At 72.5% G+C, this 20,034-nt stretch carries 18 protein-coding genes; 13 read left to right on the top strand and 5 right to left on the bottom strand.

From position 1 onward, the window contains the following. Position 1: 1 nt before the first annotated feature. From ACFYUZ_RS21300 to ACFYUZ_RS21285, 4 genes are all read left to right on the top strand, one after another. Positions 2-508, top strand: a complete 507-nt coding sequence (locus ACFYUZ_RS21300; protein WP_389311469.1) for a DinB family protein — start codon at positions 2-4, stop codon at positions 506-508. 186 nt (positions 509-694) lie between these two features. Then, entirely contained in the window at positions 695-2,209 is a 1,515-nt protein-coding gene (locus tag ACFYUZ_RS21295; protein ID WP_389311468.1) for a DHA2 family efflux MFS transporter permease subunit, read from the top strand. Positions 2,210-2,482: 273 nt separating this feature from the next. Next, positions 2,483-2,851: a PRC-barrel domain-containing protein gene (locus tag ACFYUZ_RS21290; protein WP_389311467.1), complete on the top strand. Its 369-nt coding sequence runs from the start codon at positions 2,483-2,485 to the stop codon at positions 2,849-2,851. Between the two features lie 168 nt (positions 2,852-3,019). Beyond that, positions 3,020-3,229, top strand: coding sequence for a hypothetical protein (locus ACFYUZ_RS21285; protein WP_389311466.1), 210 nt, complete (start codon positions 3,020-3,022; stop codon positions 3,227-3,229). Positions 3,230-3,340: 111 nt separating this feature from the next. Here ACFYUZ_RS21285 and ACFYUZ_RS21280 read toward each other — a convergent pair whose 3' ends face one another. Together ACFYUZ_RS21280 and ACFYUZ_RS21275 are read right to left on the bottom strand one after the other, a co-directional pair. After that, complete coding sequence (locus ACFYUZ_RS21280) at positions 3,341-5,071, bottom strand: thiamine pyrophosphate-dependent enzyme (protein WP_389311465.1); 1,731 nt, start codon at positions 5,069-5,071, stop codon at positions 3,341-3,343. Between the two features lie 32 nt (positions 5,072-5,103). After that, positions 5,104-6,696 carry an FMN-binding glutamate synthase family protein gene (locus tag ACFYUZ_RS21275; protein WP_389311464.1) on the bottom strand — a complete coding sequence of 531 codons (1,593 nt, stop codon included), beginning with the start codon at positions 6,694-6,696 and terminating at the stop codon, positions 5,104-5,106. Positions 6,697-6,856: 160 nt separating this feature from the next. Between ACFYUZ_RS21275 and ACFYUZ_RS21270 the strand changes: the two genes are divergently transcribed. Then, entirely contained in the window at positions 6,857-7,129 is a 273-nt protein-coding gene (locus tag ACFYUZ_RS21270) for a hypothetical protein (RefSeq protein ID WP_389311463.1), read from the top strand. A gap of 82 nt (positions 7,130-7,211) precedes the next feature. After that, on the top strand, positions 7,212-7,373 hold the full coding sequence (locus ACFYUZ_RS21265) for a DUF5670 family protein (RefSeq protein WP_030690925.1): 162 nt from the start codon (positions 7,212-7,214) through the stop codon (positions 7,371-7,373). 137 nt (positions 7,374-7,510) lie between these two features. Here the strand turns inward: ACFYUZ_RS21265 and ACFYUZ_RS21260 are convergent, their stop codons facing one another. Next, entirely contained in the window at positions 7,511-7,738 is a 228-nt protein-coding gene (locus tag ACFYUZ_RS21260; RefSeq protein WP_389311462.1) for a DUF5133 domain-containing protein, read from the bottom strand. 287 nt (positions 7,739-8,025) lie between these two features. On the opposite strand from ACFYUZ_RS21260, the gene ACFYUZ_RS21255 reads away from it, so the two are divergent. The 4 genes from ACFYUZ_RS21255 to ACFYUZ_RS21240 all read left to right on the top strand — a co-directional run bounded on the left by ACFYUZ_RS21255 (position 8,026) and on the right by ACFYUZ_RS21240 (position 16,044). Further along, positions 8,026-11,778, top strand: coding sequence for a HAMP domain-containing protein (locus tag ACFYUZ_RS21255; RefSeq protein WP_389311461.1), 3,753 nt, complete (start codon positions 8,026-8,028; stop codon positions 11,776-11,778). Between the two features lie 120 nt (positions 11,779-11,898). Further along, a complete protein-coding gene (locus ACFYUZ_RS21250; RefSeq protein ID WP_389311460.1) occupies positions 11,899-14,382 on the top strand; it encodes a SpoIIE family protein phosphatase in 2,484 nt (827 codons plus the stop codon). A 56-nt stretch (positions 14,383-14,438) separates the two neighbouring features. Next, entirely contained in the window at positions 14,439-14,807 is a 369-nt protein-coding gene (locus tag ACFYUZ_RS21245; RefSeq protein WP_389311459.1) for an STAS domain-containing protein, read from the top strand. Positions 14,808-14,868: 61 nt separating this feature from the next. Continuing rightward, positions 14,869-16,044 (top strand): PP2C family protein-serine/threonine phosphatase, encoded by a 1,176-nt coding sequence (locus ACFYUZ_RS21240; protein WP_389311458.1) that lies wholly within the window; start codon positions 14,869-14,871, stop codon positions 16,042-16,044. Between the two features lie 119 nt (positions 16,045-16,163). On the opposite strand, the gene ACFYUZ_RS21235 is transcribed toward ACFYUZ_RS21240, so the two are convergent. Continuing rightward, positions 16,164-16,676, bottom strand: coding sequence for a MarR family winged helix-turn-helix transcriptional regulator (locus tag ACFYUZ_RS21235; RefSeq protein ID WP_389311457.1), 513 nt, complete (start codon positions 16,674-16,676; stop codon positions 16,164-16,166). A 107-nt stretch (positions 16,677-16,783) separates the two neighbouring features. Between ACFYUZ_RS21235 and ACFYUZ_RS21230 the strand changes: the two genes are divergently transcribed. Further along, positions 16,784-17,995 (top strand): PP2C family protein-serine/threonine phosphatase, encoded by a 1,212-nt coding sequence (locus ACFYUZ_RS21230; RefSeq protein WP_389311456.1) that lies wholly within the window; start codon positions 16,784-16,786, stop codon positions 17,993-17,995. Positions 17,996-18,113: 118 nt separating this feature from the next. Beyond that, entirely contained in the window at positions 18,114-18,578 is a 465-nt protein-coding gene (locus tag ACFYUZ_RS21225) for an ATP-binding protein (RefSeq protein ID WP_389311455.1), read from the top strand. A 151-nt stretch (positions 18,579-18,729) separates the two neighbouring features. Here the strand turns inward: ACFYUZ_RS21225 and ACFYUZ_RS21220 are convergent, their stop codons facing one another. Further along, a complete protein-coding gene (locus ACFYUZ_RS21220; RefSeq protein ID WP_389311666.1) occupies positions 18,730-18,987 on the bottom strand; it encodes a WhiB family transcriptional regulator in 258 nt (85 codons plus the stop codon). A 154-nt stretch (positions 18,988-19,141) separates the two neighbouring features. On the opposite strand from ACFYUZ_RS21220, the gene ACFYUZ_RS21215 reads away from it, so the two are divergent. Continuing rightward, a complete protein-coding gene (locus ACFYUZ_RS21215; RefSeq protein WP_389311453.1) occupies positions 19,142-19,972 on the top strand; it encodes a DUF1206 domain-containing protein in 831 nt (276 codons plus the stop codon). Positions 19,973-20,034: the final 62 nt, after the last annotated feature.

Raw genomic sequence — 20,034 nt, 5'->3', positions numbered from 1 at the left:
GATGACCAGAACCGATGACACTCCGCCCGCGTGGGACGAGCGCACCCAGCTCACCACGTTCCTCGACTACGCACGTGACACCGCCCGCGCCAAGTGCGAGGGCGTCTCCGAGGAGAACGCGCGCAAGGCGCTTCTGCCGGGCTCACCGCTGATGACCATGAGCGGGCTGATCAACCACCTCCGCTGGGTCGAGTACTACTGGTTCCGAGTGGTCTTCCTCGGCGAGGAGGACCAGGGCCCCTGGACCGAGGAGGACCCCGACCGCGAGATGCGCATCGCGGTCGACTTCCCGCTCACGCAGCTGCTCGACGAATACGCCGAACAGAGCGCCCACCACCGCGAACTGGTCGCCGGGCACAGCCTGGACGAGCAGGCCCGACGAGCCGTCCGCAACGGCCTCCACGTCGACCTGCGCTGGATCCTCCTCCACCTCACCGAGGAGACGGCCCGCCACAACGGCCACCTGGACATCCTGCGAGAGATGCTCGACGGCACGACCGGCGACTGAGGGCCCGTCAGCCACGGAGGAGGGCCGCCCCCGAGGGGCTTCCCGTCACCGGTCCCGTCGGCCGGGGCCGCGCCGGTAAATGGGTTGAGCCTCGGCGGCGGCGCCAGGAGGATCGGGGAACACCGATGAGTTCTTCCCGGCGTCGCGGTCCGTCAGTGCGACCCGCCCCGAGCGGAGGACACTCACATGACGGAAGGCACCATGCTCGCACCCCACGCGCCGCCCACGCTCCCGGCCGCCCGAGTCACCGCCGTGCTGCGGATCCTCGTCCTGTCCACCTTCGTCGTCCTCCTCAACGAGACGATCATGGTCAACGCGATCCCGCGGCTCATGCGCGAGTTCGAGGTCACCGCGGCCGCCGCGGGGTGGCTGTCCACCTCCTTCATGCTCACCATGGCCGTCGTCATCCCGGTGACGGGATGGTTCCTCCAGCGCGTGACGACCCGGACCGCCTTCGGCCTCGCCATGGCGCTCTTCCTCGCCGGCACGGCTCTGGCCGCGGCCGCGCCCGTCTTTCCCGTGCTGCTGGCCGCCCGTGTCATACAGGCGAGCGGCACCGCCGTCATGATGCCGCTGCTCATGACGACGCTGATGACCCTCGTGCCCCCGCACGACCGCGGCCGGGTCATGGGCAACATCACCCTCGTCATCTCCGTCGCACCGGCCCTCGGCCCCGCGGCCTCCGGCGTGCTGCTGCAACTGGGGACCTGGCGCCTGCTGTTCCTGGCCGTGCTGCCCATCGCCGGAGCCATGGCCCTCTTCGGCCGGCGCCACCTGGTCAACATCGGCGAGCCGCAGGCCGGCCCCATCGACTGGCTGTCCGTCCCCCTGGCGGCCATGGGCTTCGGCGCCCTCGTCTACGGCCTGAGCGGGCTCGGTGCCGAGGGCTCGGCCCAGGCCCCCGTGCCCCCGGTGGTCACGACCGTGGCCGGCGGCGTGCTGGTGGGCCTGTTCGCGTGGCGACAGCTGGCACTGCAGCGCTCGTCGACACCGCTGCTCGACCTGCGCACCCTGACGTACCGGCACTTCTCCGTGGCGCTCGGCCTGATGTGCCTGTCCTTCATGGCCCTCATGGGCGGCTTCATCCTGCTGCCGATCTACCTCCAGGAGGTGGCCGGCCTCACCTCGCTGCAGACCGGGCTGCTCCTCATCCCCGGCGGCCTGACCATGGGCCTGCTCGGACCACAGGTCGGCAAGCTCTACGACCGGCTCGGCGCCCCCCGTCTGGTCGTACCCGGAGCCGTGCTCACGGCGCTCTGCCTCGCCCTGTTCGCCCTGACGGGAGAACAGACCTCGCCGTGGCTGGTGCTCGCCCTCCACGTGGCTCTGAGCGCCGGCATGGCGTTCGTGTTCACCCCCGTCTTCACCTCGGGCCTGTCCGTCCTGCCGCCGCACCTCTACCCCCACGGCTCCGCCATCCTGGGCTCGCTCCAGCAGGTCGCGGCCGCCGCCGGCACCGCCCTGGTCATCAGCGTCATGTCGGGACACGCCGCCACGGCGGCGGCCGGCGGCGCCGACGCCACCGGCGCCCTGGCGACGGGCATCCGGTGGGGATTCGGCGTCGGCGCCGTGATCGGCGGACTGACCGTGCTGGTCGCGCTGCTGGTCCGTACCCCGCCCGTCCCGGAGCAGCCCGCCGAACCGGAGGCCCAGGAAGAGGACGGCACCACGGACAAGACCGCCCACTCTCCCGCCCGCTGACGTCGGGCGGGCACGCCGGACCCGGAAAAGGAAAACCGGTTTTCCTTTTCCGGGTCCGTTGCTCGTGACGGAGCCCGTCGGCGCCGGATTCGAGTTGTTCGAGCCGAGGGCGCCGAGGTGGATCGCCTTGTTCCGTGTGAGATCGGGTGCATGGGCCGTCGAGGCCGGGGCAAGCGGATCCCAAGCGGGCCGAGCCCGTGGTGAAACACACGGAAGAGAAGGGCGGCCGGGATCCGGTCGGCCGTCCTCGTCCACCGAAGGAGTTGTTTTCGCGTGACTGAGCACGTCTGGAGCTACAAGTCGACCGCGGGCCACCTGGCCGGTACCGATCTCACCGGCTACAAGGTCGAGGCGATCGACGGCGGCATCGGGAAGGTGGACAAGCACTCCGACGAGGTCGACGACGCCTACCTGGTCGTGGACACCGGGGTCTGGATCTTCGGCAAGGAGGTCCTCCTGCCGGCCTCCACCGTGGTCCGCATCGACCTGGACGACCGGAAGGTCTTCGTCGACCGGACGAAGGAACAGATCAAGAACGCTCCCGAGTTCCACCGTGAAAAGCACCTCGGCGACCCCGGATACCGCCAGGAACTGGGCACCTATTACGGAATGGGAGGCCCTTTCGGGGGTCCGGTGGTCTGAACCCGGTGTGAAGGGGAGGGCCCGAACTCGACGAGTTCGGGCCCTCCCCTTTTTTGCTTTTCCCGCTCCGGGGGGAACGGCCGGAGGAGAACGGTCGAAAGCGGCCGGGGTCGATCACGGGCCGGCGGGTAGCAGAGACGTGTACGCGAAAAGGCGAGGAGGAGAGACATGACCCAGGGAAACCGAGGTCCGGAGCGGGACGGGGACCGTCCGAAGACCGCTGTGGAGGAGGTCCTCCAGGAGGTGGAGGAGGCGGAGACCGACCCGCGGGAGGACGACGAGCGGGGTGGTGAGGCGGCCGACGCCCTCTCCCCCAGCCGAAGCGCCCAGGAGGACGCGCGGCGGCGGGCGAGCGAGGCGGGTCCGGAGAACGACTGAGCGCACGGCGGAGCCCTTCGCCGCGCGCCCCCGGCGGTCCTCGGCGGTGTGCCTCGGCCCGGGACGGAGCCCTCGCTCCGTCCCGGGCCGAGGCACACCGGGCGACACCGCTCACCCGTCGCCCGAGGTCAGGTTCTCCTTGATCTTGGCGATGGCGAAGCCCCAGCCCTGGGACACCGTCGGCTTGCCGGGCACGGCCACTTCCGCGGGATTGGTCACCACGTCCAGGAGCACCGGGCCGGGATCGGCGAGCGCCCGGCGTACGGCCTCGTCCAGCTCCGCCGGATCGGTGACACGGATGCCGCGGATCCCGATGGCCTCTGCCAGCGCGGCGAAGTCGGGGTTGTCGAGGACCGTCCCGAACTCGGGAAGCCCGGCCTGTTCCTGTTCGAGCTTGACCATGCCGAGACGGCGGTTGTCGAAGACCACGAGCTTGACCGGGAGCCGCTCGGACCGGATGGTCAGGAGGTCGCCCAGCAGCATGCTCAGGCCGCCGTCGCCGCAGAAGGCCACGACCTGGCGGTCAGGGGCCCACAGCTGGGCACCGATGGCCTGGGGCATGGCGTTGGCCATGGAGCCGAGGTTGTACGAGCCGATCAGCCGGCGGCCGCCGCGCATCCTGACGAAACGCGACAGCCAGACCGTGGCCATGCCGGTGTCGGAGGTGAAGATCGCGTCGTCGGCCGCGTGACGGTCCACCGCGGCCGCCAGCGCCTCCGGGCGGATCTCCTCGGACCGGTTGTCGAAGACCGCCCGCACCCGCCCGAGGAGACGCTTGTCGTGGGCGGGGTCGGCCAGGTCCGCCTGCCCCTCCTGCCACCGCAGGAAGCGCTCGCGGGCCTCGTCGAGGTGGGACCGGGATTCGACCGGGGCGAGCAGCGGCAGCAGGGCCCGCAGCGTCGCGCCGACGTCCCCGGCCAGCCCCACGTCCACCGGGACCCGGCGGCCCAGGTGTTCCTCCCGTACGTCGATCTGCACGACCCGGCAGTCCTCCGGGTACCAGTCGCGATAGGGGAAGTCGGTGCCCAGCAGGATCAGCGTGTCGCAGGTGTCCAGGGCGTGGGCGGCGGCCGGATTGCCGATCAGGCCCGTCTGGCCGACCTCGTACGGGTTGTCCTCCTCGAAGCCCTCCTTGCCCTTGAGCGTGAGCACCATCGGCGCCGCGAGGAGCTCGGCGGTGCGCAGGACCTCCTCACGGGAGTCCCGGGCACCGCGCCCCACGAGCAGCGTGACCCGGGAGCCGGCGGCGACCGCCTCCGCCGCCTCGGCCAGGGCCGGGTCGTCGGGCCGGGTCACGGCCGGGCGGGGCAGCGCGAACCGCGTCGGCCGGTCGTCCTCGACCTTCCGGTCGCCGAGGTCCCCGGGGACGGTCAGCACCGCCACGCCCCGGCGGGTCACGGCCGCGCGCACCGCGGACTCCAGCAGCCTCGGCAGCTGGGCGGGGGAGGTCACCGTGGCCCGGTACACGGCCACGTCCCGGAACAGGAGGTCGTTGTCCACCTCCTGGAAGTAGTCGCCGCCCACCTCCGACAACGGCACCTGGCCGCAGATCGCCAGGACCGGGGCACCGCTCTTGGCCGCGTCGTACAACCCGTTCAGGAGGTGGACCGAGCCGGGTCCCACGGTGCCCATGCAGACCCCGAGCTCGCCCGACAACTGGGCGTGGGCGCCGGCGGCGAAGGCCGCGGCCTCCTCGTGGCGGAAGCCGGTCCACTCGATGCCGTCCGTGACCCGGATGGCGTCGGTGAGGGGATTGAGGGCGTCGCCGACCACGCCGAAGACGTGGCCGACGGAGAGGTCCGCGAGACCGTCGACGATCACCTGGGCGACGGTACGGGGCATGGGGTCTCCTTTCACGAGGGACGACGACCGGGTCACCGGAGGGTGAACCGGTCCGGATGGGCCGTCTTCCAGTCGCCTGCCCATGAAGGCGGAACCGATGCCGGCGCGAGGAGCTGTCCGGCTTCGAGCGGTGCGTACAGGTCGGCATGGGACAGGACGCTGTCCGGGCCGACCCGGCGCAGCAGCATCTCGGGCGTCAGGCCGCCCGGCTCGTCGACGCCCATGGCGGCCATGATCTGCAGGGCGCTCTTGACCGTCGCCTCCTGGAAGCGCTGGACGCGGCGCGCCTTGTCCTCGACGTCCAGTGCCCGGGCGCGCCGGCTGTCCTGGGTGGCGACCCCGACGGGGCAGGTGTTGGTGTGGCAGCGCTGGGCCTGGACGCATCCGAGGGCGAACATCATGGCCCGGGCGGAGTTGGTGTAGTCGGCGCCCTGGATCAGCCGCTTGACGATGTCGCTGCCGGTGGCGACCTTGCCGGAGGCGCCGATCCGGATCCGGTCGCGCAGTCCCACGCCGACGAGGGACCGGTGGACCGTCGTCAGGCCCTCGGTGAGGGGGAGCCCGACGGCGTCCGCGAACTCCAGCGGTGCGGCGCCGGTGCCGCCTTCGGCCCCGTCGACGACGATGAAGTCGGGTGTGACGTCCTCCTCCAGCATCGCCTTGCACACGGCGAGGAACTCGCGGCGCGATCCGACGCACAGCTTGAACCCGACCGGTTTGCCTCCGGCGAGCTCCCGCATCCGGCCCACGAAGCGCACGAGCTCCCTGGGGGTGCGGTAGACGCGGTGGTACGGAGGAGAGATCACGGTGCGGCCCTCGGGGACGCCCCGGACCGAGGCGATCTCCCCGCTGACCTTGGAGCCGGGCAGCACGCCCCCGATGCCGGGCTTGGCCCCCTGACTGATCTTCAGCAGGACGCAGGCGACCTGGTCGAGGGCGGCCTTCTCTGCGAACTGCCGCGGGTCGAAGTCGCCGTCCTCCGTGCGGCAGCCGAAATAGCCCGTGCCGATCTCCCAGACGAGGTCCCCACCGGGGGCCAGGTGGTGCTCCGATATCCCGCCCTCACCGGTGTCGTGGGCGAAACCACCGCGCCGGGCGCCCTCGTTCAGGGCCCGGACCGCCCGGTCCGACAGGGAGCCGAAGCTCATCGCGGACACGTTGAGCAGGGCCATGTCGTAGGGCCTGGCGCAGTCGGGACCGCCGATCCGGACCCGGGGCGGCTGCGTGGGCACCGGGCACGGGGACATGGAGGGGACGAGGTGGTCGGTGCCCGGCCGGTCCAGTTCCAGCTCCGTCCCGAAGGGGTCCTCGGCGTCGGTCCCCTTGGCCCGTTCGTAGACGATGGAGCGCGTGTCCCGGTCGAAGGGCGCGCCGTCGACGTTCCGCTCGATGAAGTACTGCTGCACCTCGGGACGGATCCTCTCCATCGCGAACCGCAGGTGCCCCAGGAGCGGGTAGTTGCGCAGGATCGAGTGACGCCGCTGGAGCAGGTCGTACGACGCCACCGCGGCGAGCAGGAGCGCGGGGCCCGCCGCGCACCACCACCACGGGGACACCAGGACGGCCAGGAGGCCGGTGCCGAGGGCGGTGAGAGCCGGGAGGCCCGCGAGAAGAAGCGTCAGCATGCGGGGCCGTCTGTCCCGGATCCGCCGGGCCAAGCGCGCCGCCGGAGGGCGCCCGGCGCGACGGACGAGGTTTGCGGCGGGCGCGTCCGGCGAGACGACCCTCATGAGTGCTTCGGAGAAGAGTGGCCAGAATCCCTTCCGTCGGTCCGGCCCGTACGCCGTGTCCGACCGCGTCGGAACGCCGCGCGCCCCGGTGACCATGGGGGAGCTGCTGTTCCTTCCGGTCCCGCCGGCCGAGGCGGCCCGTGCGGCCGCGCCGGCGGCCCGTGGTGCCGAGGACGGGCCGTGGACCGCCGTCCGCTCGCTCACGGTGGTGACGGCCGGTGCCGCCGTGAGCGCGACGGCGGCGATCACCGCCGCGTACGCGCTGGGACGGCGGGCCGGGCGACGCGGCCGCGGCCCGGTGGCCCGGCTCTTCGGACGCCGCTTCTGAGGGACGGAGGGATTCCCTCCTCTCCGCCGCACACCCCGTTCATCTGTTCCTGAGCACGTCTCGTTCCAGGAGGTCGATACGCATGGTTCCCCTGCTGCTGGTTCTTCTCCTCGCCCTGCTCCTCTTCGGCTTCGGCTTCGCCGTCAAGGCGCTCTGGTGGATCGCCGTGATCGTGCTCGTCCTGTGGCTGCTGGGCTTCGTGGCCCGGCCGAAGGGCAGCACGGGCCGCTGGTACCGCTGGTAGGCGGTCACCCACGGTGCGGGGTCGTCCACGGTGCGGGTTCGCACCGTGGACGACCCCGCACCGGCGTGAACCCGCCAGGGCGTGAGCGAGCCCGGCCCCCTCCTTCCGGAAGGAGGGGGCCGGGCTCGCTCACGCGTTCAGGCGGTCAGCACGGAGTCGTCCTCGGGGCGCGCGCCCGGCAGCCGATGGCGGGCCGCGATCAGCGCCGCGTCCACGTCGCGCGTACCGGTGGAGACGCACAGGGTGTACGCCAGGTCGTCCATGCGCCGCCGCACCTCGTCGCTGCCGTTCTCCGCCCGGAGCACCTCGAGTGTCTCGTACTGCTCGACGAGATTGCGCAGGACCGCGGGATGGGCCATCAGCACGTGCTACTCCCTTCGTCGTCAGGGCGTCCACCGCCCGGCTCGACGCGCCGTGTACCCGGGCTCCGGCGTCGCATGCCGGAGAGAGTTCGAAAAACCGGTCGACGGCGTGTTCCGGCCGCCTGACGCGGCACCGCCCTCCTCCTGTCGATCACGGAAGGGTAGGGTCGTCATCATTGCCGTACGGCAACGGTCGAGGCCGGAGCCGTCACGGGAGAGCGGACGGTGCGGCACGTGACCGTGACCGGACGGTCCGTAAGTGGATGCCTGATGGCGAACGAGGATGGGGCATGTCTGAGACGACGATCAAGGGCTCCTCGACCGGGGACCGGCCGGAGCCGGGCGCGGTGGCGGAGCCCGAGCTTCGACAGCTCCTGGCCGGTCTCACGGCGGTGCGGGACGGTGACTTCGGCACCCGCCTGCCCGACGAGGCGGGCGGCCTGATGGGCGAGATCTCCACGGTCTTCAACGGGATGGTGGACCAGCTCTCCCTGTTCACCTCCGAGGTGACGAGAGTGGCCCGTGAGGTCGGTACGGAAGGGACGCTGGGCGGTCAGGCCGTGGTGCCCGGCGTCTCCGGCTCCTGGGCCGATCTGACGGACTCGGTGAACGCCATGGCCGGCAATCTCACCACCCAGGTCCGCGACATCGCCCAGGTGGCCACCGCCGTCGCCAAGGGAGACCTCTCCCAGAAGATCGACGTGGACGCGCGCGGCGAGATCCTGGAGCTCAAGAACACCATCAACACGATGGTGGACCAGCTCTCGAACTTCGCGGAGCAGGTGACCAGGGTGGCCCGGGACGTGGGCACCGAGGGCCGGCTGGGCGGTCAGGCCGAGGTGCAGGGCGTCTCCGGCACCTGGCGCGACCTGACCGACTCCGTCAACTCCATGGCGGGGAACCTCACCGCGCAGGTGAGGGCGATCGCCCACGTCGCCACAGCGGTGGCCTACGGCGACCTGTCGAAGAAGGTCGCCGTGGACGCGCGCGGCGAGATCCTGGAGCTCAAGAACACCATCAACACGATGGTGGACCAGCTCTCGTCCTTCGCCGACGAGGTGACCCGTGTCGCCCGCGAGGTGGGGACCGAGGGCCGCCTCGGCGGCCAGGCCCGGGTGCCGAACGTGGCCGGCACCTGGAAGGACCTCACCGACAACGTCAACTCGATGGCGAGCAACCTGACCGGCCAGGTCCGGAACATCGCCCAGGTCACCACCGCCGTCGCCAACGGCGACCTGTCGAAGAAGATCGACGTGGACGCCCGCGGCGAGATCCTGGCGCTGAAGACGACCATCAACACGATGGTCGACCAGCTGTCCTCGTTCGCGGCCGAGGTGACCCGCGTGGCCCGCGAGGTCGGCAGCGAGGGCCGGCTCGGGGGACAGGCGGAGGTGGAGGGCGTCTCCGGCACCTGGAAGCGGCTGACCGAGAACGTCAACGAGCTCGCCGGAAACCTCACCCGACAGGTCCGCGCCATCGCCGAGGTCGCCAGCGCCGTCGCCGAGGGCGACCTGACCCGCTCGATCACGGTCGAGGCGTCGGGCGAGGTGGCCGAGCTCAAGGACAACATCAACGCGATGGTCGGCTCTCTGCGCGAGACGACCCGGGCCAACCAGGAACAGGACTGGCTGAAGTCCAGCCTGGCGCGGATCTCCGCCCTGATGCAGGGCCCCCGGGACCTCGCCGTCGTCGCCGAACTCGTCATGGACGAGCTGACCCCGCTCGTGGCCGCCCAGTACGGCGCGTTCTACCTGGCCGAAGAGGGGGAGGGCGGCATCGAGCTGGGCCTCGTCGGTTCCTACGGCCGGCCCGCCGGCGACGGGGGCAAGGACCGTTTCCGGCTGGGCGAGTCGCTCGTCGGACAGGCCGCCCGCAGCCGCCGCACCATCGCGGCCGAGAACGTCCCCGCCGACTACGTCGCCATCTCCTCCGGACTCGGCCGGACGACCCGGGGCAGTCTGGTGGTGCTGCCGATCGTCGTCGAGGACCAGGTGCTCGGCGTCATCGAGCTGATGTCCTTCAGCCCCTTCACCTCCGTGCACCGGGACTTCCTGGAGCAGCTCATGGAGACGGTGGGTGTCAACCTCAGCACGATCGTCGCCAACGCCCGTACCGACGAACTCCTGGACGAGTCCCAGCGGTTGGCGGGCGAGCTGCGCTCACGCACCGAGGAGCTCCAGGCGCGGCAGGAGGAACTCCAGCGCTCCAACGCCGAGCTGGAGGAGAAGGCGGCCCTGCTCGCGACGCAGAACCGTGACATCGAGGCCAAGAACATGCAGATCGAGCAGGCCCGGCAGGAGCTGGAGGACCGCGCCCAGCAGCTCGCGCTCGCCTCGAAGTACAAGTCCGAGTTCCTGGCCAACATGAGCCACGAACTGCGCACCCCGCTCAACAGCCTCCTGATCCTGGCCCAGCTGCTCGCCCAGAACCCCACCCGCAACCTCACGGCCAAGCAGGTGGAGTACGCCGGCATCATCCACTCGGCCGGATCGGACCTGCTGCAGCTGATCAACGACATCCTCGACCTGTCCAAGGTGGAGGCCGGGAAGATGGACCTCAACCCGGAGCGCGTGGCGCTCCGCAAGCTCCTCGACTACGTCGAGGCCACCTTCCGTCCCCTCACCTCGCAGAAGAGCCTCGCCTTCACGGTCTCCACCGCCGCGGGCGTCCCCGTGGACCTCGTCACCGACGACTCCCGGCTCCGGCAGGTGCTGCGGAACCTGCTGTCCAACGCCGTCAAGTTCACCGAGCAGGGCAGTGTCGAACTCCGCATCGAACCGGTGTCGGACGACGAACTCCCGGCGACCGTCCACCGGGGCGGCCCCGTCGTCGCCTTCCGCGTCACGGACACCGGCATCGGCATCGCCCACGAGAACCTGGAGGCCATCTTCGGCGCTTTCCAGCAGGCCGACGGGACGACCAACCGGAAGTACGGCGGCACGGGCCTCGGCCTGTCGATCAGCCGCGAGATCGCCTATCTGCTCGGCGGCGCCCTCACGGTCGCCAGCGTGCCCGGCGAGGGCAGCACCTTCACCCTCTACCTGCCCGTCACCCGTCCCGACTTCACGGAACAGCCGGGCCTCACCGAGGCGACGGCGGACGACCGGGCGGCCCTCCCGGCCGCGGCGCCGGACCGGAACGACGTCCCCGTCCTCCCGGCGCGCCCCGGCACGCACTCGACCCGGCCGACGCGACGCCTCCTCGTGATCGAGGAGCGCCCGCGCGGTCTCCTCGCCCTCGTCGCCGAGAACGCCCTCACGGAACTCGACGCCGACGGCGGCCACGCCAACCGGGAGGGCATCGAGCTGATCGCGGTCGTCGGCCCTCAGGAGGCCGCCGCCGCGCTGGCCACCCAGCCGTTCCACTGCGTCGTGCTCGACGTCGACATGGCGGACGGCGACGCCCTGCGCTTCCTGGAGGCCATGGACGGCGACGAGGCCCTGCGCACCGTCCCGGTCCTCGCCCACAACAACCGCCGGCTCGCCGCCGACCAGGAGCGCGCCCTCCAGGAGCTGGCCCGCCGCCGGCCGCTGGAACTCCTCTCCAGCCTCGACGAGCTGCGCGAGCGGATCGCCCTGCACCTGTCCGCGGAGCAGCCCGGCGACGTCGTGCCCCTGGTCCGGGGAGAGCACTGGGCCCCGGAGCCGCAGGCCATCGACACCACGCTGCACGGCCGTACCGTCCTCGTGGTCGACGACGACGCCCGCAACCTCTACGCCCTCAGCGGCATCCTGGAGCTGCACGGCATCAAGGTGCTGCACGCCGAGAACGGCCGGAAGGGGATCGAGGCGCTCCTCGCGCACCCGGCCGTCGACCTCGTCCTGATGGACGTGATGATGCCGGAGATGGACGGCTACACGGCGACCGCGCGGATCAGGGAGATGCCGCAGTACGCGGGCCTGCCCGTCATCGCGGTCACCGCCAAGGCGATGCCGGGCGACCGGGAGAAGAGCCTCGCCGCGGGCGCCAGCGACTACGTGACCAAGCCGGTCGACGCCGACGAACTCATCGCCTGCGTCAGCCGCTGGCTGAACGACGGGTAGCCCCGTGGCCGCCCCCACCGGCCCGTACCGCACCCCGCGGCGGGCACCGCGCCCTCCCGGCGCGACCCGGTCCCGCCCGTCCGGCGGACCCGAGACAGCCCTACCCGAGGAGTCGTCGACGTGAGTGGCCCCCACCTCGGGGACGGAGACACCTACTCCGATCCCCACGGGGAAGACGCCCCGGCGCCCGGCGCGGCCGCGGTGGCCGTCCCCGACCAGTTCCCCGCCGACGGCGACCGCTCGCCGGCGCAGGACCGCCTCACGGCCGGCCGCCTGGCGGCCACGGTGGAACGGCTGCGCGGCGAGGTGCGCGCCGCCCACGCCGCGGCCGAGGGGCGCGCCCTGGTCGAACTCGCCAAGGGCGTGATCGTCGAGCGTCTGGGCTGCGGCCCCGCCCAGGCGGCGAGGCAGCTCGCCGAGCTGGCCGACCAGGCCGGGCTCTCCCAGCTGGAGCTGGCCGCGGACATCATCAACCAGGCGGCCCGTGACCGGGTCGCCGAAGCCGCCGGCGATTTCCTCAGGACCACCGCCGACGGGTCCGGCGACCCCGGCCGGGCCGCCGGAGCCGACGCCTCGGTCGGCGTGCGCCTGCGCACGGCCGAGAGCGCGGCGCTCAGCGCGGGCGACACCCAGTCCGTCGCCGAGTCGCTGCTGGCGCACGCCCTCGAACCCCTCGGCGCCGTCGCCGTCGCCATCTGGACCACCGGCCCGGACGCCTCGCTGAGCCTGCGCGGCCACGCCGGGTTCGGCTCCGACGAGGCGGCCCGCTGGCACTACGTACCGCCGGGCGTGACCACCGCGGCCCGGCAGGCGCTCACCGGCCGCCGTACGGTCTGGTACCCCTCCCTGGCGGCCGCAGGCATCCCCTCGATCGGACGCACGCGCCACCCCGACGGCGGCCGGGTCGTCGTCCCCGCCGGGACCGGCGGCCGCATCCACGGCGTCCTGGAGATCTGCTGGGACCGACCGCTGGACCCCCAGCCCCAGGCCGTGGAGCGCCAGATCGAAGCCCTCGCCGAGCTCTGCGCCCACACCCTGGAAGCGCTCCCCGCCCAGGCCGCGCCGACGCGCCCCCTCGCCCCCGGCGGGGAGGGACCGCTGGAACTGGCCGAACTCGCCGACGGCCTCCACGACCCCGCCCTCGTGCTGACCCCCCACCTGGACGAGGCGGGCAGACTGGCCGACTTCCGCATCCGGCACGCCAACGCGCTCTTCCAGGACCCGGCCGGCCGGCCCCGGAGCGCCATCGACGGGGCGCTGCTCCTGGAGGCGTATCCCGCGACGGCGGGCGGCAGCGAACTCTTCGAACAGATCGAGCGGGTCTACGCCACGGGCGAGCCCTTCCGCTCCCGGCGGACGCGGCTGACGGCGCTCGTGGACCAGGTGCCGCTCTCCTCGCTCGCCGACATCAGCATCAGCCGGCACGGGGACAGCGTCTTCCTCATCTGGCGCATCGAGGACGACTCGGCCCGCCTCGCCAGCCTGCTGCAGCACGCCCAGCGGCTCGGCCGTGTCGGCGCCTTCGAGGAGGACGTCCTCACCGGGGAGATCACCTGGAACGGCCAGCTCTTCGACCTCTTCGGCAGGGAGAAGACGGAACCGCCCGTCTCCCTGCGCGACCTGGCGGCGCACGTCCACCCCGACGACGCCGACACCATCCGGCACTTCCTCCACTCCGTCCTGCACCAGCGACGGCCGGGCTCCACGGCCTTCCGCCTGCTGCGCCGGGACGGGGTCACGCGCCACATCCGGGTGATCGCCGAACCGGCCCTGGGCTCCGACGGCCGGCTCCAGGCGGTCCGGGGCGCCTACCAGGACATCTCGGCGCAGCACTGGACCGAGGTCGCCCTCACGGCCACCCGCGACCGTCTCGTCGCCACCGAGGAGGAGGCGGAGGAACGCAACCGGCTCACCCTCCAGCTCCAGCACGCCATCATGCCCCCGGCCAAACCGCCGCTCGACGCACCGGGACTCGACGTCGCCGTGCGCTACCGCCCGGCCGAGTCCGAGTCCCTGGTCGGCGGCGACTGGTACGACGCCGTCGTGCTGCCGTCGAAGAAGGTGCTCCTGTGCGTCGGGGACGTCGCGGGCCACGGCGTGGAGGCCGCCACCGGGATGGTCGTCCTGCGCAACGCCCTGCGTGGCCTCGCCGTCACCGGGGCGGGGCCGGGACAGCTGTTGTCCTGGCTGAACAGCGTCGCCCACCACCTCACGGCCCACGTCACGGCCACCGCCGTCTGCGGGATCTACGACCCCGAGAGCCGCACGCTGCGCTGGGCCCGGGCGGGGCACCTCCCGCCGGTGCTCGTCCGGGAGAGCGAGGCGGCCGACCTGCCGCTGCTCCGAGGGCTGCTGCTCGGGGCCCTCGCCGAGGCCGAGTACGAGGAGGCGGAGCTCCGGCTCGAACCCGGCGACACCGTGCTGATGTACACCGACGGTCTCGTCGAACGGCGGGACACCTCCGTGCACGACTCCGTCACCCAGCTGCTGGCCACCGCCCGGCTGCCTGCCGACGGTCTCGAACGACGACTGGACCTGCTGCTGTCGCGCAGCAAGTCGGACACGGACGACGACACGTGTCTGATCGGTGTCCAGGTGACCTGATCGCCGACTGCCCGCCCGCCCACCGTCCGTACCCCTCACCGTGGAAAGCAGGGAACATGTCCGAGCGAGAACTGAACCTGAACGTCGACGTCACGATCCGCGACACCGGCACAGCGGTACTGTCCCTGGGGGGCGAACTCGACATGGAGACCGCCCAGCTGCTCGACGACCACCTGGCGGAACAGCTCCGGCAGGGACGGGCCCGTCTCGTCCTCGACCTGTCCGCACTGGGCTTCATGGACTCGTCCGGTCTGAACGTCCTGATCAGAGCGGTCCACAAGGCACGCGCCGTCGGGGGAGACCTGTACCTCGCCGCGCCGACGTCGCCGGTGCGACGCATCCTGGACATCACCGGAGTGACGACCACGATCCCGCCGCACGCCGGCGTGGCCGAGGCGCTGGCCGCCGCCGGCGGCGCGAGGTAGACGAAGGGCGGTGCGGCCCTGGGTACGGGACCGCGCCAGGGGAGGAAGGAAGCGGGAGAACGTGCACGAGATCGCCGACGTGGAGCAGGCGCTCCGCAGGGCAGCTCCGCACCAGCTGGTGAGCGTCGTCGAGGACGCCCTGCGGGAGCGCTGCGGCGCCCGGTGGGTGGAGCTCCGTCTGGCCGACTACGGAGTGCGGACCCTCCAGCTCGTCGAGCGCAGGCCAGGGGTGGCGCCGTCGGTCCCGATCCACGACAGTCCGCAGGGGCGCGCCTTCGGAGCCCAGGAGCCGTACGTCACCCGCGGGTCCGACGCGCTCCTGGTCCACCTTCCCGTCACCGTGAGGGGAGACCGGCTGGGCGTCCTCACCGTCGGGCTGCCGTCGGGGGCCGACGTCGGGACCGCGCTGCCCGGTCTCGGCCAGGTCTGCGAGGCGCTCGGGCACGAGATCCTGGTGGCCGAGCGGGACACGGACCTGTACGTGCTGGCGCGGCGGGCGACGCGGCTCACCCTCGCGGCCGAGATGCAGTGGCAGCTCCTTCCCGGCCGCTCGTGCGCCCGTCCCGAGTTCGCCCTCGGCGCCCATCTGGAACCCGCCTACGCGATCTTCGGGGACAACTACGACTGGTCGGTCTCGGCCGGCCGGCTGACCCTGACCGTCACCAACGGCATGGGAGAGGGGATCGAGGCCGCCCTGCTGACCAACCTGGCGATCAACGCGCTCCGCAACGCCCGCCGGGCCGGTCTGGGGCTCGCGGACCAGGCCGCCCTGGCCGACCAGGCCGTGTACGCGCAGTACCGGGGCAGCGCCTTCGTGTCGGTGCTCCTCCTGTGCTTCGACCTCGCCACGGGCGAGGTCGAGGCCGTGGACGCGGGTTCGCCCCGGCTGTGGCGGCTGCGGGGCCATTCCGTCGAGTCCGTCTCCTTCGAGGCGCAGCTGCCCCTCGGCATGTTCGAGGACTCCCTCTATGTGCCCGAGCGGTTCACCGTGCGCCCGGGGGACCGTCTGCTCTTCGGCAGCGACGGGGTGTACGCCGCCAGCTCGCCCGAGGGGGAGAGCTACGGGGAGCGGGCGCTGGCCCGCGCGCTCAGCGGGACACGGCTCCTTCCGCCCACGCACGTGCCGCAGGCGGTGCTGCGCGAGCTCGCCGCGTACCACGGCGGCACCCCGCTGGAGGACGACGCCCTCGTGCTCTGCCTCGACTGGTACGGGACTCCGTCAACAGTTGCCGTGTGACAACTGTATCCTTGGGGCAACACCTGGCTCGTGCCCGGTTGAACGCGTCAAAGGATGACCGGAGGGTGGCAGTGGGGACATGGAGTGTGCGGCCGGCCGAGGCCGGCGGCGCGCGGAGATCAGGCCGAACTGACGCCCTTCAGCGGCGTGTCAGGGCGTGACGAGGCCGCCGACGTGCCCTCTCCCAGTGCCTCCTGGAAGCCGGTGAGGCCCCGCAGCAGCGCCTTGCGGCTCGTCGGCGACATGGCGGCGACGACCGCCAGCAGGGCCTCCTCGCGCTGGGCCCGCAGGTCCCGCAGGTACGCCTTGCCGTGGACGGTCAGGTGCAGCTCCAGCTGTCTCCGGCTCACGGAACTGGGCAGCCGCTGGACGAAACCCAGCGCCTCCAACCGGTCGCACATGCGGCTCACCGAAGGCGGCGCCGACCCGAGCAGGTCGCCCAGCGTGCGGAGGCTGATCCCCTCCTCGCGGTCCAGGCTGTACAGCACGCGCAGCTGACTCGCCGACACCGGTGTCGGCGACACCATGTCCCGGCCGCGTTCCCACAGCACCTCCAGGAGCTCGATGAGCTCCCGGGCGGCCTGAGTCGTCTGCTGCCGCTCCGGCTGGGACGGGGCGGGGTTGGTGTTCATGCCTGCCGACACTCCTCGGGCGTCCGGGGCCGAGGACGTCGGCCTTCCGACGGACCGGACATCTCCACATCTCTCCAGAAGGCGGTACGGATTCGGTGGATCGACACGTGACAGTGGAAAGCGCACTGCGCGGGGCGGCACCACACCTCCTCCTGGACTCCCTCCGTACCAGTCTCGCGCAGCAGTACGGCGCGTCCTGTGCCGACCTGCTGCTCATCGACTACGGGTTCACGTCGCTGCGCCCCGTGCGGCCCGCGCAGACACCTGCCGGGGCGCGGCACGTGCCCGTGGACACCGGGCCCGTCGGTCGCGTCCTCCGCACGCAGCAACCATATCTTTTCCGTGATGACGGGCCCACGGCGACCGTTTGCCTTCCCGTCACCGTCCGCGGCGACCGGCTCGGCGTCCTCGTGGTCCTGCTGCCCCCGGACCGCGCCACCCCGCAGACCGTCGAGAGCCTCGGCCGCGTCGCCGAGACCCTCGGACACGCCCTGCGCGTCGCCGACCGCCACACCGACCTGTACCGCAGCACCCGCAGGACGCGCGCCCTCACCGTCGCCGGGGAGATGCAGTGGGACACCCTCCCGGGCCGGGCCTGCACCGGGCCGGCGTTCGACCTGCACGCCTACTGGGAGCCCGCCTACACCTCGGGAGGACACCTCCTGGACTGGAGCGTGACCGAGGACGAGCTGCTCCTGGTCGTCGCCGACGGCACCGGCCCCGGCACCCCGGCCGCCCTGGTGAGCACCCTCGCCCTGAACGCGATCCGCAACGCCCGGCGGGCCGGACTCGACCTGGTGGGGCAGGCCAGCCTCACCGACCAGGCGCTCTACGGCCAGTACCGGGGGAAGAGCCCGCTCGCCGCCCTCCTGCTGCGCCTCGACCTGGCCACCGGCGGGATCGAGGTCGTCGACGCCGGGTCGCCGACGCTCTGGCGGTCGCGCGGAACCACGACCGAGCGCATCGAACTGGACCGCCAACTGCCCCTCGGCATGTTCGAGGACACCGTCTACGACACGCAGCGCCTGCGCCTCCTGCCCGGCGACCGGCTCGTCTTCGTCGCCTGCGACCCGGGCGACCCCCCGCACGGAGGGGAGAACGGGTCGCTGGACGCCCCCGTCGCCCGCGCCCTGGCGCTGACCGGCCGTCCGAGCTGCGCGGACGCCCCCGGCGCCGTCGTCCGGGCACTGCGGGAGACCCCCCGCGACGTACCGGACGCCGTCCTCGTCGTCTGCCTCGACTGGCACGGACCCGAGGCCGGTCGATCCGGTGCGGCGACGGACGGGGACGGCGGTCCGCCCCCGCCCCCCTCCCCCTGACACGGCGGCGGTGGGCGTGATCCCCGATGCGGGCGGTGTGGAAACCGCGAAGAGGGGAAAGGCGGAGTACGAGGTGCCCAGTGCGCCCGCCCATCCGTACGAGGGGAGTGCCAGGGCCATGACGGACGCCATCACCGCGGAGCGTGCGGTACCCGAGCCCCTGCTGTCGGCGAGTGCCGTGTTCGACAACGCCGCCGACGGCGGAGCGATCGGATCCGCCCGCGCCTTCACCGCCGACTTCCTCGCGGCCGCTCCGGCCGTCCGGCGGGAACCGGTGACGCGGGAACGCGTCGACCTGGCGAAGCTGGTGGTCAGCGAACTGGTGACCAACGCGGTCCGGCACACCTCCGGCCCCTGCCGGCTGCTCCTCGAGCTGCGGCAGGACGCCCTGGAGATCTCGGTGTTCGACCGCGCGGCGGCCGCCCCCGTACCCCGTGGACACGACCCGCGCCGGATCGGACAGCACGGCGTGGAGATCGTCGTCGCCGTCTGCGAGAGCGTCAGCGTGGAGCCGGAGCCGGACGGCAAGCGGGTCCGGGCGCGCCTCTCCCTCGTGCCGGCGGACGCCGAGGCGGGAGCCTGACGGCCGGTGCGCCCACGCGGCACGCCCGGCCCCGACGGGACCGGGCGTGCCGGAAGCGGAAGCGACTCTCGGAGGCGCCCGTCCGGCCGGAAGCGGCCCCTACGGACGCCCGTCCGGCCGGAAGCCGCCCTCCGACGGCGCCGGCCGGACCTCAGCGCCGCTCGCTGGACGTGCGGCGCGACCGCCGTCGGAGGGAACGGCGCTCGCTCTCGGTGAGTCCGCCCCACACCCCCGTCACCTGACGGGAGTCGTCCATGGCCCAGCGCAGGCACTCCGCCCGCACCGGACAACGCCGACAGACCTCCTTGGCCTCATCGGCCTGAACGACCGCGGAGGGGCCCACCCCCACGGGGAAGAACAGGTCGGGGTCCACCTCGCGGCAGGCCGCGGCCGCTCGCCAGCCGTCCATGTGGCCCTCCCGGGTGTCCATGTGATCCTCCTGGTGAATGCGTCGGTAGCGGTCTCTGTCCGCCTGACCGCCCGTCCGCGACCGAAACCGCCCGGCGCTGATTCGCCCGGCACGGACAGGGCATCCGGAGGTCGACCGAGAGGAGCGAGTCGACATGACCACAGCGAAGGTCCATGTGCCCGGGACGGGGAGAGCGGTCCGCGACGAGGCCGTACGGGCGGGCGCCCGGGCCGGTTTCGCGGCGCGGGGCGTGCTGTACCTGCTCGTCGGAGCGCTGGCCGTACGCATCGGACTGACGGGGACGGGAGAGCAGGCCGACCGGGGAGGAGCCCTCGCGCACCTCGCGGCCACCCCGTTCGGTGCCGTCCTCCTCTGGGCCCTGGGCATCGGCCTCGCGGGGATGGCGGCGTGGCGCCTGTCGGAGACGGTCCTCGGAGCGGCCGGTCCCGGGGGCGACAAGGTGTATCGACGCGGACTGTCCGCCGGCCGCTGCGTCTTCTACGCCGTCTCCGCCTTCCTCGTCCTCTCCTTCGCCACGGGGGAGCGGGGGAGCGGCGAGGGCTCGACCGACCGGCAGAGCCGGGACATCACCGCCCGCCTGCTCGAACTCCCGGGCGGCCGCTGGTGGGTCGGCGCGGTCGCCGTCGGCATCCTGGTGACCGGGCTGTGGATCGCGGGCAGGGCGGTGATGCGGAAGTACCGCGATCACCTGGCATGGGGGAGCCTGTCGCCGTACCAGCGCCGCTTCATGGACGTGACCGGCGTGGCCGGCGGCATCGGGCGCGGTCTCGTCTTCGCCGCGCTCGGGCTCTCCGGCGTGCGGGCGGCCACGGCGTTCGACCCGAGCCGGGCGAAGGGCATGGACGACACGATCCGCTCGTTCGCGCAGACCCCGGCGGGTCCCTGGCTGCTGCTCGTCGTGGCCGTCGGCCTCGTGCTCTTCGGAGCCTTCTCCTTCGGCCAGGCGAAGTGGCGCGAGCTCTGATCCCGCCCCGTCGCACCCGACCCCGCCGCCGTCCCGTCGCCCCGGCCCCGGCCCGGGGGCGG

Origin of the sequence: Streptomyces sp. NPDC004266, assembly GCF_042874095.1 — a bacterium.
Lineage (GTDB): Bacteria > Actinomycetota > Actinomycetes > Streptomycetales > Streptomycetaceae > Streptomyces.
The sequence above is the reverse complement of the archived record's forward strand: the minus strand, read 5'-3'. Positions and strand labels throughout refer to the sequence as shown.

Bases quoted from the DNA above. Each gene is read 5' to 3' on its own strand.
- ACFYUZ_RS21295 (WP_389311468.1), top strand. From the start codon at position 695: ATGACGGAAGGCACCATGCTCGCACCCCACGCGCCGCCCACGCTCCCG.
- ACFYUZ_RS21220 (WP_389311666.1), bottom strand. From the start codon at position 18,987: ATGGACGGCTGGCGAGCGGCCGCGGCCTGCCGCGAGGTGGACCCCGAC.
- ACFYUZ_RS21215 (WP_389311453.1), top strand. From the start codon at position 19,142: ATGACCACAGCGAAGGTCCATGTGCCCGGGACGGGGAGAGCGGTCCGC.
- ACFYUZ_RS21235 (WP_389311457.1), bottom strand. From the start codon at position 16,676: ATGAACACCAACCCCGCCCCGTCCCAGCCGGAGCGGCAGCAGACGACT.
- ACFYUZ_RS21225 (WP_389311455.1), top strand. From the start codon at position 18,114: ATGACGGACGCCATCACCGCGGAGCGTGCGGTACCCGAGCCCCTGCTG.
- ACFYUZ_RS21275 (WP_389311464.1), bottom strand. From the start codon at position 6,696: ATGCTGACGCTTCTTCTCGCGGGCCTCCCGGCTCTCACCGCCCTCGGC.
- ACFYUZ_RS21265 (WP_030690925.1), top strand. From the start codon at position 7,212: ATGGTTCCCCTGCTGCTGGTTCTTCTCCTCGCCCTGCTCCTCTTCGGC.
- ACFYUZ_RS21245 (WP_389311459.1), top strand. From the start codon at position 14,439: ATGTCCGAGCGAGAACTGAACCTGAACGTCGACGTCACGATCCGCGAC.
- ACFYUZ_RS21255 (WP_389311461.1), top strand. From the start codon at position 8,026: ATGTCTGAGACGACGATCAAGGGCTCCTCGACCGGGGACCGGCCGGAG.
- ACFYUZ_RS21280 (WP_389311465.1), bottom strand. From the start codon at position 5,071: ATGCCCCGTACCGTCGCCCAGGTGATCGTCGACGGTCTCGCGGACCTC.
- ACFYUZ_RS21300 (WP_389311469.1), top strand. From the start codon at position 2: ATGACCAGAACCGATGACACTCCGCCCGCGTGGGACGAGCGCACCCAG.
- ACFYUZ_RS21285 (WP_389311466.1), top strand. From the start codon at position 3,020: ATGACCCAGGGAAACCGAGGTCCGGAGCGGGACGGGGACCGTCCGAAG.